Origin of the sequence: Ktedonospora formicarum (genome assembly GCF_016587355.1) — a bacterium.
Taxonomy (GTDB): Bacteria; Chloroflexota; Ktedonobacteria; order Ktedonobacterales; family Ktedonobacteraceae; genus Ktedonobacter; species Ktedonobacter formicarum.
This window is the reverse complement of the sequence record NZ_BNJF01000002.1, coordinates 1,295,753-1,310,961: the sequence shown is the minus strand read 5'-3', so window position 1 is coordinate 1,310,961 and position 15,209 is coordinate 1,295,753. Positions and strand designations below refer to the sequence as shown.

At 50.9% G+C, this 15,209-nt stretch carries 11 protein-coding genes; 8 read left to right on the top strand and 3 right to left on the bottom strand.

Annotated features, from left to right (window positions below):
• Positions 1-129 precede the first annotated feature (129 nt).
• Genes K3T82_RS24505 through K3T82_RS24495 form a run of 3 tightly spaced genes read right to left on the bottom strand, consistent with a single transcriptional unit; the run spans position 130 to position 5,359 of the window.
• Complete coding sequence (locus K3T82_RS24505) at positions 130-1,884, bottom strand: class I mannose-6-phosphate isomerase (protein WP_220196180.1); 1,755 nt, start codon at positions 1,882-1,884, stop codon at positions 130-132.
• Between the two features lie 22 nt (positions 1,885-1,906).
• A complete protein-coding gene (locus K3T82_RS24500; RefSeq protein WP_220196179.1) occupies positions 1,907-2,899 on the bottom strand; it encodes an ROK family protein in 993 nt (330 codons plus the stop codon).
• Positions 2,900-2,914: 15 nt separating this feature from the next.
• The gene (locus K3T82_RS24495; protein ID WP_220196178.1) at positions 2,915-5,359 is read right to left on the bottom strand and encodes a glycoside hydrolase family 38 N-terminal domain-containing protein; all 2,445 of its coding nucleotides are present in this window, start codon (positions 5,357-5,359) and stop codon (positions 2,915-2,917) included.
• A gap of 302 nt (positions 5,360-5,661) precedes the next feature.
• On the opposite strand from K3T82_RS24495, the gene K3T82_RS24490 reads away from it, so the two are divergent.
• The 8 genes from K3T82_RS24490 (at position 5,662) to K3T82_RS24455 (ending at position 15,159) form a co-directional block, all read left to right on the top strand.
• Entirely contained in the window at positions 5,662-6,453 is a 792-nt protein-coding gene (locus K3T82_RS24490) for a GntR family transcriptional regulator (RefSeq protein ID WP_220196177.1), read from the top strand.
• Between the two features lie 298 nt (positions 6,454-6,751).
• Positions 6,752-8,080 (top strand): ABC transporter substrate-binding protein, encoded by a 1,329-nt coding sequence (locus K3T82_RS24485; protein WP_220196176.1) that lies wholly within the window; start codon positions 6,752-6,754, stop codon positions 8,078-8,080.
• A gap of 20 nt (positions 8,081-8,100) precedes the next feature.
• Entirely contained in the window at positions 8,101-9,027 is a 927-nt protein-coding gene (locus tag K3T82_RS24480) for a carbohydrate ABC transporter permease (RefSeq protein WP_220196175.1), read from the top strand.
• A gap of 18 nt (positions 9,028-9,045) precedes the next feature.
• Positions 9,046-9,945 carry a carbohydrate ABC transporter permease gene (locus tag K3T82_RS24475; RefSeq protein ID WP_236031490.1) on the top strand — a complete coding sequence of 300 codons (900 nt, stop codon included), beginning with the start codon at positions 9,046-9,048 and terminating at the stop codon, positions 9,943-9,945.
• Positions 9,946-10,456: 511 nt separating this feature from the next.
• Positions 10,457-11,650 carry an MFS transporter gene (locus tag K3T82_RS24470; protein WP_220196174.1) on the top strand — a complete coding sequence of 398 codons (1,194 nt, stop codon included), beginning with the start codon at positions 10,457-10,459 and terminating at the stop codon, positions 11,648-11,650.
• A 218-nt stretch (positions 11,651-11,868) separates the two neighbouring features.
• Positions 11,869-13,131, top strand: coding sequence for a hypothetical protein (locus tag K3T82_RS24465; protein ID WP_236031487.1), 1,263 nt, complete (start codon positions 11,869-11,871; stop codon positions 13,129-13,131).
• Positions 13,132-13,312: 181 nt separating this feature from the next.
• Positions 13,313-13,852 (top strand): hypothetical protein, encoded by a 540-nt coding sequence (locus tag K3T82_RS24460; protein WP_220196173.1) that lies wholly within the window; start codon positions 13,313-13,315, stop codon positions 13,850-13,852.
• A gap of 89 nt (positions 13,853-13,941) precedes the next feature.
• Complete coding sequence (locus K3T82_RS24455) at positions 13,942-15,159, top strand: serine hydrolase domain-containing protein (RefSeq protein ID WP_220196172.1); 1,218 nt, start codon at positions 13,942-13,944, stop codon at positions 15,157-15,159.
• The last annotated feature ends 50 nt before the right edge of the window (positions 15,160-15,209 follow it).

Genomic DNA, 15,209 nt, shown 5'->3' with positions numbered 1-15,209 from the left:
GAACGAAGGCCAACGGGGGCGTTCCTCACTGTCGCGGAACATAGCCCCCAAGGTTCGGTAAATACAGAGGAACCCACAGCTCAAGCGAAGCACACCTTCGCTCAAGCACATGAGAAAATGGAATGGAAATTACTTGACAAAGGCTTTCACAACCTTGCATGGTACATTGCCAGTGTTGCGCAAAGTGTAGTGGCTGATACTTGCGGGTAGGATAATACTCTCGGCAAAGCGCAGTTCCACCGGATCGTTTCCAGGACTAAGAATCTCGCAGGTCTCACCTTCGACAAAATTGAGGGCCACAAATTTCCCTTGCGTCTCGTCCTCGATAGCGATTGAGAATTCGAGGCGATGAATGGCAAAGAAGAGTTGTTCAATATCACCAATGCGATACTCAGCCCAGCCAGAACCTTCACGCAGAAGTTCAGGTTGTGGGATGAGGTTCTGACGCACCCAGTTTGTCGTACGCGTTGAGTCAAGATTGGCGAAGGCATGATCGATATGCACATGGCGCAGATTGCCGGAGAGGTCACGCCTCAGATAGTCATAGATCTTGAAGGTGAAGATATAGGGGGTCGCACTGATCTCTAATACAAGATTATTCGCGCCACTGCAATGTACGGTTCCACTCGGGATGAGAAAGAGGTCATGAGGCTTGCTGGGGAAGCTATTAACATGATCCGTGATTTCAAAGGGCATGCTTTGATCGCGCGCAGCCAGAGCAGCGCTCTTAAATGACTCGCGATCAGTCTCTTCACGCAAACCAAGGTAGACTCGCGCGTCCTCGTCACAGGTTACGATATAGTAGGTCTCATCCTGCGTAAAGGGCTCTCCAAATTGATCGCGAATGTAGTCAACGCGGGGATGAACCTGGCAAGAGAGGTTTGTCCCACCCATAGTATCGAGATAGTCGAAGCGGATAGGAAAATAGCTACCATAACGCGCGGCGACGGGAACACCAAGGACCGCATCAGTCTCAGCCCAGAGTAGATAGTCGAAGGCACACTCAAATGAGCGCTCCTGGTTTCCAAGTAGCAGACCATTCTCGGGAGCAATCAACTCAAAGGACCAGGCGTAATTGGGAACCTCAGTTGGCAGGCCAAAGCGCTCCTTCATCCACTGCCCACCCCAGACCCCAGGCGCGAACCAGGGCTTGACACGAAATGGTCTCTGCGACACCTCATGCAGAGCTCGACGCATTTCGTCACCTGCGACAAGCTTTGGCACTGTATGCTCACTGCCATCGACAAAAAGATCCATCCGCGTCAGTTGAGCACGCTTGATGCGATTGAGCATAGGCCAGTCCACAAAATAGAAGCGCTTATACATAGCAGAGAAGCCCTCTGGCTGACACACACCTACATTGGTAACGGCTTTCTGACCTGCTAGCTGCTGGCCCCGGTCTTTGGGCACTTCAACATATACATGATAACCTTGTTCCGTGATAAGGGAAGCCCCGAAGCCATAAATCACGGTTATGATGTTCCCTCCCCCCTCCTCAATATTGTTTTGGAGTTGGTTCAAACGTTCGGGTTGCCAGAGATCGCGCAGGTCGCCATGAAAGATACGCCCGAAGACGGGGTCATCGGTAAGCGAGGTAGAGATAAGCTGATTAATCTCACTCTCGGATCGAAAACAAGTTTCGGTTGAGAGCCAACGCGTCTCATCCGTCGTCAGGTCCGCGAACGCTGCCCGAAGACGAGTTATGAAGTCATCCCAGGGCAAACCAACGAAACCGTCGATGATAACTATCTTCTTTCCACTTACTTGCTTGATAGCCTGAAAGAGTGTGCGTGCGAGAGCATTATGCCCTTCTTCGATAGTTAGCCAGGGGAAAAGCTGAACCGGGTATGTACGATACGTGGATGATGCAGATACTTCTTCCATTACAATATACTCTCTTTTCGATTCACATTAAGACGTCCAGACCGCGAGCAAGGGCAGAGGCGCCAACAAGCGCGGCTGTGTCTCCGAGTTCCGCTATAGAGATGCGCGTGCGGCAACGTGGGAAGGTCCAGGTATGCTCATCTACGTAACGCTGAACTGTAGGAAGGAACAATTGAGACGAAGCGGCAACGCCACCGCCAAGGATGACAAGATCGGGATCGTAGGTATGGATCAAGGAAACAATACCAACACCTAAATATCGCGCAAAATAGGCCGCAACTTGTTCCGCAATGGTGTCTCCAGCCGAGGCAGCAGCAAAGATACTCTGGGGAGTCATCTTCTCAGGAACAGGGATACTGCGCTCAGTATAGAGGGTCACTGCATGCTTCAACAATGGGGCTGTGCCTATCATGGCTTCAAGACATCCAATATTGCCACAGGTACAGCGCGGGCCATCGGCCTGGACGGTGATATGGCCTCCCATACTTCCGAAGAGACCACGTCCACCGCGTAGTACACGCCTCTGAAGCGCGACGCCACAGCCAATCCCGGTACCCAGTGTCAGACAAAGCAGGTTCTCCACTTGCTTGCCCGCGCCATACATCAACTCACCCACAGTATACAGGCGCGCGTCATTTTCGATGAAGACAGGTACATGAAAGGACTGTGATAGTGACTGCGCGACTGGAAAGCCGATCAGACTGGAGAGGGATTCGTTGACATCCAGAATAGTTCCTTGCTGAGGGTCAATAATACCTTTTAGGCTCATCCCAATTGCCTGCACAGATTGGCCCGCCAGGACGCGCTCTCCAATTCTCATAATAGCCGCCAGCACACTCGCAGCGTCACGTTGTATGGGCAAGTCTACCACATGTACAGCTGTCACCTCTGCTCCTCGCACAAGCCCGGCCTTAATACGCGTGCCCCCAACATCGAAGGCCAGGACCGCTGACGGAAACGTCAGCGATCCCGACTGCGAGATCAGAGCCTCTTTATGTCTCACTGGATCAAACATATGGATCTATCTCCGTTAGCGCCAACCGAGAGCTTCCACTGGAAGCGCGGCCTGGAGTGCCTGCTCATCGCTCGTAAAGCTCACGGTGCTTACAAAGCGATAGCGTAAACGCAGACGACCTCGCTGATTGATGGGGAAGTTGGTATGCCAGTAGTGATTGACCGGCATCGAGGCCAGGAAACCATTCCAGGCATAAGGCTCAGTTTCCCAACGATTATACGCAAGCTCATTGGTCAATACCAGGGGTGCATCCAGCGGAAGCCAGAGGAGCGCAGCCCCGTTCTCGTCCGCGATACGTGCCGCACGTTGAACAGTATAATAACTGGAAACAGTCCCCGGTAACTGCCCATCTGTGGCATGACTACCAGGGCGGAAGTAACCACCTCCAGTTTCAAAAAGCAATTCATGACGCGCAGCGAACGGGAAGGCCACATAGGCCGCTTCTGGCAGATCGCACCAGACCTTCTCCCAGTCTACCACCAATTCGACAATTGGCAAGTGATGATAGACACGCCAGGAAAGCATGACCTGTCCGACGCTACTCTCAGTCCCGCGCAGTGTTACCTCATCAAAGACAGGGCCTCGCTGTAGGGTCGCAGACTGATCCAGCGGCACACTGAGATGGTCAACGATTTTCTCCCTGGGGAAGGATTGCTTGAGTTGCTCGCTTGCCATATCCAGCGCGATATAACGAGCACGGTTCCCAACAGCTTCTCGCTTCCAGGGATGGACAACTCGCTCATGAACGAGTTGTCCAAAGCCGTGGTGATGCTTGGCATCGACCCACTCACGCCCATTCGCGCGCTCACGCAGGCTAAGCAATTGCCCACTCTTGATATCGATATTCAGGTCCCAGGCATCAGTTGAAAGCCGGGTCGATCCGCTTCCCTGTGATAATGTCTGTAGCTCAGAGCTGCCCACACCTGTGTTGACAAGGGAAAACGATTCGAACGGCTTCTGGCTAGTAAGCGGAAGAGAGGCAACATACCTTGTCATAGCGTTATCTTCAACCTGAATGGGATAGGTAGTCCCGCTCTCGTCAACCAGAGACTGCATCTGCTCATCGATACGATAATCTTCGGACGCGAATTGAATAGTATGCAGCCCTTCCTGATGCTGGGCAGAGCCAACATGTAACTGGCGTCCACGCGTCGAAGAGGTGGGTAGAATGGTACGCAAGCTGCGTCCAATAGCCTCATTAAGATAGAGATCGGCCCTATAGAAGGTCAAATCCTTCTGCATGCGATGGAACTCATTAAAGGGAGAATCAGGACGAGCCGTCGTCGACCAGGCATTGAAAGTGTGCTCAAGAGCGAAACGCTCCTGATCCAGGGCAATATCCAGCGCAGCTTGAGCCTCTTTGGAACCACTTTGCTCAACCAGGGCAATAGCATCAGCGCGGCGACGCTGCGTCTGACGGGCCAGAGCAACACGCGGGGTCTCGGCCCCAAGGCCATGCGCCCAGTGGTCGGGCCATGCGACCTGATAGGTTGGATACTCCTGAGTATAGCGTTTCTGGAAATCTTCGAACCATTCATGAGGGGCTGCGGTGCGGAGTTTAATATCATCATGCTCAGCGTTCCAGCGCTCAATAATGGCACACCAGCGGCGGTCAGGGGGCGCGTTATCGACATAGAAGCCCCCTGTATTGACCTGCATCATATCGTAGGGAAATCCCTCAGCACGTATACGCTCAACATAGCGTGGCAATTCGCGTTTCGTCGCCTCATAGAGCTCATCGACGCTTGTGGTGTCCGTCTCGGTGAAATAGCGACTCTTATCAGCCCCAAAGCCTTTGATGCCAGAAATAGCGATAGTATTTCCAAGATGGTATTGTTCACTCAACCAGTGCAGCACGCGCCCACCGTCCGGGCCTTGCCACCAAAACATCTTCGGAACACGGATAGGGGTATCTTGACGTAAAAGGTCGCTCGACTCTTTCAACCAGGCATAATGAGCACTTCCGCGCTTGCCCAGAGGATCGGTCGCGTTATCGATATGGACATGACTACAAAAATAGGGGATATTAAACTCGGCCAGGATATCTGCTGCCGCCCAGGGCCAACCATTAATATCGCTATGCATGGCAGTGAATAGAGGCAGATTGTGACGCTGGCAATATGAGACCGCCAGTTCGATACTACGCCGATAGGCATCGGCATCGATAAGATCAGTATAGTGGAGATACGTTGCCATAATCTCAATCTGCCCACTACGCACGTAGCTGAGGAACTCCTCCTCACGCTCTGGTCTCGCGGTAATGTATTGCTGAACCTGCCAGAAGGTCTCGCAGGTCCATTTAAAACGATGTGGCTCCGGGTCTTGTTGCGTCTGCCGGCAAATATCAAGCACACTATCGTAGAATTCTATATACATTTGCCGGATCTGCTCCGGCGGATGGGTATATCCAATATCTGTATGCGCGCTCTGCGTAACGTAGAATGTAAAGGGATTCGCCATAGAACTTGTGCCCTTTCCGGCTGGAATTACACTATCTTACGCGAAAACCAGCCCCCAATGTGGGCTCGCGTGGCTAGCACAGGCACGCTCAGGTTTTCGAGAGACTCACTATGATTCGCACTCAAGGCATCATTGCTCACCGCTCGTTGCACTCAAACTTGACAAACGCTCTCGGGGCGATCATAATAACAACAAAGCACACTTGTTATAACAAGACGATACCATATTGAAAAGAGCGCTGTCAACACCAAACATACTGACGCAAGCTATTTATCATATGGAACGAAAAGGAGAAGGCTACCATGGACAATGATGTCATTGATGGAGCATCCCCAGATACGGAAGGGAAGGCCCGAAGCGTATCCGGTCCATTCCCAAAACACTATCAAGTCAGGGAAAATATCGCTAACCGGATTGCTAACGGGACCTGGAAGCCAGGCGTGCTGATCCCCTCGGAAACCGTATTGGGGAGCGAATTTAGCGTGAGCCGCATCACAGTTCGACGCGCGATTAGCGACCTCATTCATGAGGGAAAGTTGTTCAGTATCCAGGGGAAAGGCACCTTTGTCGCCAAGCCCAAGTTGCCGGAACGCTTTGTACATCGCGCTTTTGGTATTTACGAGGATCTCAGGCGTCAGGGAGTACAGCTAACGACACAGATCCTCCGCCAGGAACGACAGCCAGCACCTCAAGGCGTAGCCACGACGCTCGGTCTGCAAGCCGGTGAAGAGGTGCAAGTGTTGGTACGCGTACGTTCGGTTGAGGATGAAAGGCTACTTGTCTCGACCACGTATATCCCAAACAAGCTGTGTCCAGACCTGGATAGTGTCGACCTCACCTCCGCATCCTTGTATCACGTCTTGAGTACACGCTATGGACTGAAGATCGCACGCGGTGAGCGCAGCCTGGAAGCGGTTGCCGCCGGTCAATGGGAGGCACGTCAGCTTGAAATAGCGCTTGGTAGCCCATTACTTCTCCTCGATAGTATCGCCTACCTCGCCAATGGTCAGGCATTCGAGCACTCGCGGACCTTCCACCGTGGAGATCGAGCACGCGTCGAGGTTGAGTTTACGCCCAGTCAAGACGAATGGTAAGGAAGCGGAGTTATCATGGCATCTTTCCATACAATATGAGCGCTAGCTAAAGCTCAGCGCCTACATAGAGGGCATCTTTTCAAAGTTTCTTTTCTCATCTCCGAACAACGCATCTGTTCGGAGCTAGAGCCTTATACACTTTTTCACAGCGCAGTGATATACGAAACGACGTTGTACTTAATCACTTATTCGCTGTCTTGACGAAAAGGATGGCACGTAGGCTCTTCATAGCGGACATTAGCACATCATAAGATCAAGCATACCGCATGAGAGATACGTTCGATGAAAGGAGTCGAGAATGAACGCCCTGCGACGTTTCTCGGGGTTACATATCTTATTAATTCTGATTTTTCTCTTGCCCTTTCTCCTGGCTTTCTACCGACCAGGAACCCAGGAAAGGACTCACCAAATCACCTTCTGGACCACCTATACTGATGATATTGGAATACCAGCTCAAGAGGCGGTTATTGCCGCCTTCGAGAAAGCGAATCCCGATATCCAGGTTAAGATGGTACCAATACCAGGAGGCGACTCTGACCTCTCCTCGCTCCTGACCGCTGTTCGTGGTGGTACGGGGCCAGATGTCTATTTCCTTCCACGCTTTACAACCCCACAGTATGCAGCAATGGGGCTACTTGAGAACCTGGGGCCACAGATGGCGCGCGAAAAAATAGACCTCTCCAAAGAATTCATCCCCTCAGCCTGGAGCGAAACACAATATAAAGGCCAAACCTATTCGCTTCCCATTGAGTCAGACGCACGTGCGCTTTATTACAACAAGAGCATGCTACGTCAGGCCGGAGTTGATCCCGACGTGCTCGACCCCTCACATGGGCCAATTAGCATCGACACATTAAAATCCATCGCACTCAAGGTGAATCATACCGATGCGCGGGGCGCATATGATCGAGTCGGCTTTATCCCCTGGCTCAATGAAGGATGGCATACGACCTGGGCGATAGCATATGGTGCGAAGTTCTTTGATGCCAATAGCTGTCAGGTTACCCCCACCGATCCCGGCTTAGAGAAAGCCTACCAGCTCTTCTATGACTGGAACGAAGTGATGCCTCAGAATAAGCTCAATACTTTCACATCATCATACATTCAGAAGAATGGGCCTCCTTCTCAGGACCCCTTCTATACCGAACATCTGGCAATGACCATCAGTGGCGACTGGACATTGGAACAAATCAAGAAGTACGCGCCGAAAATGGATTATGGTGTAACATACCTACCCTCGACCTACGAGGGTGAGCAACCCTACACCTGGTCAGGCGGCTATTCCCTGACCATTCCCACAGGCGCGAAGCATGCCGATGACGCCTATCGCTTCATGCGCTTTATGACTGGACCAGAAGGACAGCGGATCTATGTCAAAGATACCGGACATCTGCCAACCTGGAAGTCACTACTGAACGAACAAAGCCTCTTTACACCAGAGCACAACTTCTTCGTCAAGCTCCTGCCCTATTCACATGGGCGCGTGCCGATTCCCGTAAGCTCGTCCTACTGGGATGAATTGACCACGGCCCAGGAAAAGGTCACGCTACACGCAGCTACGCCACAACAGGCTTTACAAACAGTGTACCAACACTTGCAGCCACAAATGCAACCATATTGCGTCTGAGCACTAGGAGGTGTTGAAATATGCAAGCAACAACTTCGCGTCGGGTATCAAACAGATCTAAAATGAGCGCTAGAGACCGCTCGAACCTGATCAAGGGCCTCCTTTTTATCCTACCCTGGATCATCGGTTTCATCGTCCTGGCGGTGTATCCAACGATCTATTCCATATATCTGAGCTTTACACGTTACTCGGGCTTTGAGCCTCCGCTATGGCTAGGGTTAGGCAACTATACACGCCTGTTCCATGACGACCTGTTCTGGACCTCGCTCTACAACACGCTATTCTATGCCATCATCGGCGTACCTATAGGCATCGTTATAGCGCTCTTGCTAGCAATGGCGATGAATCGACCAGTACGAGAGATCTCAATCTACCGCGCCATTCTCTACTTGCCGTCCATCCTGCCAATCTTCGCACTCTCATTTGTCACCATTGTTTTAATCAATCCACAATACGGTCTGATCAGTTATCTACTCTCGCTCGTGGGAGCGCCACAGATTGATTACCTGAGCGACCCAACAAGCGCGAAGATGGTTATCATCGCCCTGGCACAGTTGGGCGCAGGGAACGCGGCCCTCATCTTCCTGGCTGGTATGCGTGGTATCCCCAAGGCGCTCTATGAGGCAGCGCACCTCGATGGTGCTGGTCCAATGCGCAGCTTCTTTAGCATCACCCTTCCTTTGCTCTCGCCGGTGCTTCTATTCAACCTGATTACCGGAGTGAGCCAGGCGCTACAGGTATTTACACAATCATATATCATTACGAGCGGTGGGCCAAATAACGGTACCTTGTTCTATATGCTATACCTGTACAACAACGCCTTTAAATATGCCCAACTGGGATATGCATCGGCCCTGGCTGTGGTCCTGTTCATTATTGGACTGGCAATGGCTTTGATCCTGCAATTCGTCTCACGGCGCTTTGTCAACTACGATCTGGTCAGCTAATAGAAGGAGATGAAATCTATGCAAACAATGATGAAACAGGCCACTCCTGAAACAGAGCAGCAACGACCAGAAACGAGGGAGAAACGCGCTACAGGGTTCACGCGCCTGCTTGAGCAGGTTGGAGTACGAATTTTCCTGATCGCCATGAGCCTGGTCTTTATCATCCCAGTCGTCTGGATGGTGGTCACAGCTTTAAAGACTAATCAGGAACTCACCATATTCCCACCGTCATTTTGGCCGCATGATATACGCTGGGAGAACTTCGTTCAGGCCTACAACTTTATTCCCTTTGGGAGATACTTCGTTAATAGCCTGTTGGTAACGCTGGTGAGCATCATTGGAGCGGTCGTATCGAACTTACTGGTCGCCTACGGCTTCTCATGCATTCGCTGGCCTGGGCGCGACATCGTCTTTTATCTGGTCATCGCGACCATCTTTATCCCTTTTCCTGTCGCGGCGATTCCGCTGTTTGACCTCTTCGCGCGCCTGAAGTGGGTTGACACGCTCCTACCGCTGACGGTGCCAGCCTTCCTGGGAAGTGCCTTCTATGTCTTCCTGCTGCGTCAGTTTCTCTTACAGATTCCATACGATATGATCGAGGCGGCACGCATAGATGGAGCAACTGAGCTTCAGATCCTCACGCGCATCGTCGCGCCACAGGCTCGCGCATCACTGGCAGTTGTAGCCCTCTTCAGCGCCGTCGCTTCATGGAATGACTTCCTGGGGCCACTAATCTATGTGCAGAACGATGCGTTACGCACGCTCGCTATTGGACTGCAATTCTTCCGCTCGGCTCATGATGTCGAGTTCAACTTGCTGATGGCTGCTTCTCTAGTGGCGGTTGTGCCAATCATTGTACTCTTCCTGATCTTCCAACGCTCGTTTGTGAAGGGGGTTTCAGTAGGCAGTATTCGTTAGATGCTTTACCAATTGGTTTAGAAAATGACTCCCCAATATATGTCTAAATGTTGGGGAGTTTTGCTTTGATGATTCTCATGACTACAAGAATTATTTACACAGCAATTCCTTCGGAACCGTTTCACAAATGACTCTAAAGTACCATCGTCACCTGGAACATTTATGCGCTCATAAAACTCATCATAACCAATGTCAACAGCCTTATCATCGCATCCCATAAACACCATGATGCTCGCAGGTTTACCAGCTTGACGCATCCCTGTTATTAAGGAGTCAATTCATGACAATATTCCTCTTCTGTGGTCTCACCATCGAGAATAAGAGCCTTTATAGAGAGTATCAGCAACCATTCAGGTTTCCCTGTGTGCCCCAGGGGATATAGACAATGAAGCGCTAGCACGATATAGTACGAGCAACGCTTCACGCATCTAGCGGTTATTCTTCCGCACGTGGCTCGCACTCATATACGGCACACTTGACCAGGCCGAACCATTGAAAGGACTCATCACGTATGCAGGACACAGTACAGACTACGCAGCAAGAGGAGCAACTCGCCCCTCATGCCACTGTAAGCTGGCGCGAGAGGCGTCAGGAGGCCAAACGTGCCCGGCAACAGGACCGGGCTGCGAAGCGGCAAGAGAAAAGGGATCAAGAGTCAGCACTTGCGACGTTTGACCTGACCAGAACAGAACCCGAGAGCTTCTACGAAAGAGCCATCGAATGGACGCATCGCGCGGACAAAATCATCAACCTTGTGCTGGGATACTTACTAGCGGTCGCCTCAGTCCTTGGCTTTATGGATGTGCTAAGCAATGGTGAAGTTCTGGGACATGTCCCTTTCCTCTTTTACATCTGGCTGCTCATAATGGGTCTCGGTGTAGACTTCCAGATCTTGCTCGTTATAGGACGCGTACCCGATCTGGCACGCATGGTTGGGCACCCGGTGGGAAAATGGATACTTGTTATCTTTAATATCGCCTTTCTGGCCTTCCTCGCCTATGTTTCAATCGTTATCGGAGCCGTATTTACCCAGCATCGAGACGTACCCGGCACTATCACACAGGCTATGGGTGTACTCGGCATCAACTCAACGAGCTTTGTCTACGAGCGTGCCACATTAGCGACGTTCTTGCTCATTCTTATGGCTGTCGACCGCACAATGGAGCGCTGGCGCATGCAGATCGCGGCAGGAAATCGCCAGCAGCAGCGTGAAGCAAACAATGTAGAAGTCACAGAGAAGCAGGCCAACGTGGTCACGTTAGTCGAGCAGAACAAGCAGAGTAGCGAGATGGCGCAGGTTATAAAGGCAATGCAGGAGATGAACACTCAAAATCTGGCCGCGATGCAAGCTATGAACAATGAAACCCTGGAGCGCTTCTCCCGCGTCACGGCAGAGATGGTCCGCGAGACCGTGGAACACACAACGGCTACGGTCACACTACCCGGCTTTGCCCGGCGCGCCCTACCTCCCGGCATCACTCAGGATGAGAACGATCTAGAGCGCAATACAGGGGCGTTGAGATCAATCGATCTTAATGGCGCAAACGAACAGCGAATGCGCTATTATGGCGAGCTTATCGAGGCAATTTACCGAGGCAACCCGGAGGTCAAGATCAGCGAGATTGTCGACAAAGTTGGTTGCTCACGCGCAACGGCTTCCAGATGGCTCAAACAGGTCAAAACGTCAGTTACGCAAGAGAACTAAAAAATAGAGCACATACGCACAAATGAGGGGCATGTTCTTCGAATTGAACATGCCCCTCATTTTATACCTATACGTATAACCAAGGTCACCCAGGATGCCGGGTGAAAAGTACCAGGTGAGATCTTTTAGCCATGATAGACATTATTCTATATATATGGCTTTATGGCTTGATTGTTTTGAGAGCTTAATATTTCTGTATCTCTTGAAGGAACTTGTAAATGCAACAGGCACCACAGCACAAGAATGCGCCTGAATCGATAGAGCGAGAACAGCAACCCCTGGACCAGCAGAAGACCCACCTGCTTAACACAGATCAGGCAGAAACAACCTCTGAAAAAGAGAACAAAGCAAGAACATCTGAAGACCAGGACGTTAAACGGAAATCTATAGAAGAAGAAAAGACACATCTACTCGACAAATCTCCATTATTGGAACGCCCACAGGTCTATTGGTACAAGCGACGGACATCGATAATAGCTATATGCTGCGCATTGGTAGCGATAACTGCTCTGGTCACGCTGCCATTGTGGCAGACCTTATTGCAGGGTAGCGCACCTAAGCCCCCAACGACGACACAGGCACATGCAACTCCAACAGCACAACCAACCCCGATTCCCTTTGACCCTAATGTGGGCGCTGTCTTACCTAATCATCGCGTAGTAGCCTTCTACGCTGTTCCAGGCGCGGAAGTAACGGGACCAGCCTATGTACCAAGCACATCCATGCTGAATGATCTTAAAAAACAGGGTGCAGAGTATGAGCGCCTGGACCCTGCTCATCCGGTGCAACTAGGCATTGACCTTGTCGTAAGTGTGCCAGACTCGTATCCTGGTCCCGACAACACGTACAGTCACCATGTTGATATCGAAACCATGAAGGCATACCTGGCGTTTTGCGCCCGTTATAACCTGCTACTATTTCTCGATCTCAACATTGGGCAGGCACCGGTTATGCAAGAGGTCAACTCCTTCCTACCATACTTAGAGAAGTATCCATTTGTCCATCTCGCAATTGATCCAGAATGGATGTTTCCACGCCACGACGGAATCCCAGGAACCAACCTGAGCAATGTTCGTGCCAGCGACCTCAATCCGATCATTGACGCAGTCGCCGCCCTGCCCGCACGTTACCACATTCCACGCAAGATGCTCATCATCCATCAATATCGCGGCGATGGCGATGGATTGTCCAACCCCTATAATGCTGGACAGGCAGAGATTGCGGATAAACGCAACATTCACTCCAGCCCCAACGTTGATGTCGTGTTCCATGTAGATAGCGTTGGAGGCTTTCCAGGTGACAAAGAAGCCAAGAGATCACAGTACGCCGAGTGGGTAGGGCAAGACATACAGAATTACCACAACTTCCGCTATGGAGGCTTCAAGATCTTCTACAAAATCGAAGCCAAAACCGGAATTATGACCCCCAAGGAGGTTCTCTCGCTCAATCCCGCTCCTTTGATCATCACCTACGGCAATTGACAAAAGGCACCAAAGAAGCCGGGTCGAGAACAAAAAATGTTCTCGACCCGGCTTCTTTGCATCAAGAGAGAAGTTCCTCACAATGCCATTCACGAAAGACCATGACAGGATTAAGGTTGACAACTAACGTTAGTTAAGCTATACTTACGAACGTGAAGAGGTTTAGTGAAGGACGAGGAGTATGGCTCTCTTTGATGACAGGCTAGCGCAAGAGATTACAACCTTAGTGAAGCAAAGGTATATAGATCTTGGGATGGCTCTTGGCGCTACAAATGAACGTGAAAATTTGACAGGTAAGGAAAGTCCACTACAGCAGGATCTCGCGTACTTAATCGGAATCGCTAATGGTGGATATGACAGATCCACCGAGGCAATATCTCGGGCTGAATTGGCTCTAACGCGCTTATTGGAATTACTTCTGGGAAACGTATTACACAGCAGAGCGACAATTCCAGAGGGCTTCTGGCGTACAGATATCGGAATCCTGGTGTCGCGCGTGCGCTGGTGGATCTCCGTCGATGATCTGATCACAATAAGCAATGCCGCCGCGTTGGCCTTTGGAGAGAACACGCAGGCTACTCGTATGCGCATTGTACGCGCTATCGAAAATGGCATGCTTGAATGGGTTCCTGATCCCTCGATAGCAAACTCCCAGCGCAATAAACGCGTGCTCAGGGCACAGGTAGAGCGCCTGCGCGAACTACGAACTCTACCCGAATAACGCGATATACTTAGCTATCACACCTGAGAGAGCACAATGGATTCTCTCGGGTAGTTAAAATCATTGCACACTAATGAAGGTATGACAATATGTCTACACAACATGTAAAAAATGGAGCTTCAAGAGACGACTTTATGCGCGGCTTTCCACCATCTAAGGAGGCACGAGTTACACATGCGCAGCAACTCCTGGGACCATATAACCGTTGGAGTTTCCAGAACATACAAAAGCTTAATCCCACAGCCGAAGTATGGCGTGGGGAAGGTGCCGTCGTACATTTCGATAGAGAGCCACGCGACCTGGATGGGATATCTTATCAAAGACGTAATGGGTCACGCTATACCTTTGGTGAGATGTTAGAGCTTAGCTACACAGATGGGATTGCGGTCATCCACCAAGGTAAGATGATCTATGAGCGCTATCTCAATAGTATGCAAGCTCACACCCTTCACGCCTGGGCTTCAGGCAGTAAATCCATGACAGGAACACTAGCAGCGATGCTAGCGCATGAAGGGCTCTTTGATCTAGAAAACCAGATCACATACTACCTGCCTGAGTTAAAGGAAAGTGGATTCGCTGGAGCGACCGTACAGCAAGCAATGGACATGACGACGACTGTAAAATTCCGCAGGGTCGAGGGTGGGCCTCTGACTGCTCATCCAAGCATGGTTGAGGATTGGCAATATAGCGTCACGCTGGGGTGGCTAGCAAAACCTGAAAAATATACAGGCCCAGAGACGAGTTATGAACTACTTGCGACAATGTACAGAGATGGTGAGCATGGAGAGCGCTTCACTTATCAGACGCCCAATAGTGACATCCTGGCTTGGATCATAAAGCGCTTGCTGAACAAACCCCTCGCCGACATCATGCAAGAGCGAATCTGGAGCAAAATGGGAGTAGAACGAGACGCAGCCTGGGTTGTTGGCCCTACCACCGAAGAGACATCAGGATCGGGACTCATCACCACACTCCGCGACATGGCACGCTTCGGGCAGATGATGCTGCAAAAAGGTAGGTTTAATGGAAAACAAATTGTTCCTGAGGCTGTGATCGAGGACATGGAGCGAGTTGCACTTCCAGGCTCACATAATCCTATGCCTTACCATAATCAGTGGTGGCTGGCAAACAACGAGCACGGAGCTTACTATGCATTAGGGTACGGTGGGCAGATTCTCTACATTGATCCATCAGCACAACTCGTCGTAGCAAAGATGAGCTCATATCCTGTGCCTGTCGATGGTGGAGAAGAATTCTTCCATGCTTTCGCCGCACTTCCAGCACTAGCAAATGAGCTAGTGAAGTGACGAAGAGAGCAACCAGTTGCACCGACTGGTTGCTCTCCTTACATTCGAAT

Excerpts from the sequence above, each read along its gene's own strand:
- K3T82_RS24505 (WP_220196180.1), bottom strand. The coding sequence starts at position 1,884 with ATGGAAGAAGTATCTGCATCATCCACGTATCGTACATACCCGGTTCAG.
- K3T82_RS24500 (WP_220196179.1), bottom strand. The coding sequence starts at position 2,899 with ATGTTTGATCCAGTGAGACATAAAGAGGCTCTGATCTCGCAGTCGGGA.
- K3T82_RS24495 (WP_220196178.1), bottom strand. The coding sequence starts at position 5,359 with ATGGCGAATCCCTTTACATTCTACGTTACGCAGAGCGCGCATACAGAT.
- K3T82_RS24490 (WP_220196177.1), top strand. The coding sequence starts at position 5,662 with ATGGACAATGATGTCATTGATGGAGCATCCCCAGATACGGAAGGGAAG.
- K3T82_RS24485 (WP_220196176.1), top strand. The coding sequence starts at position 6,752 with ATGAACGCCCTGCGACGTTTCTCGGGGTTACATATCTTATTAATTCTG.
- K3T82_RS24480 (WP_220196175.1), top strand. The coding sequence starts at position 8,101 with ATGCAAGCAACAACTTCGCGTCGGGTATCAAACAGATCTAAAATGAGC.
- K3T82_RS24475 (WP_236031490.1), top strand. The coding sequence starts at position 9,046 with ATGCAAACAATGATGAAACAGGCCACTCCTGAAACAGAGCAGCAACGA.
- K3T82_RS24470 (WP_220196174.1), top strand. The coding sequence starts at position 10,457 with ATGCAGGACACAGTACAGACTACGCAGCAAGAGGAGCAACTCGCCCCT.
- K3T82_RS24465 (WP_236031487.1), top strand. The coding sequence starts at position 11,869 with ATGCAACAGGCACCACAGCACAAGAATGCGCCTGAATCGATAGAGCGA.
- K3T82_RS24460 (WP_220196173.1), top strand. The coding sequence starts at position 13,313 with ATGGCTCTCTTTGATGACAGGCTAGCGCAAGAGATTACAACCTTAGTG.
- K3T82_RS24455 (WP_220196172.1), top strand. The coding sequence starts at position 13,942 with ATGTCTACACAACATGTAAAAAATGGAGCTTCAAGAGACGACTTTATG.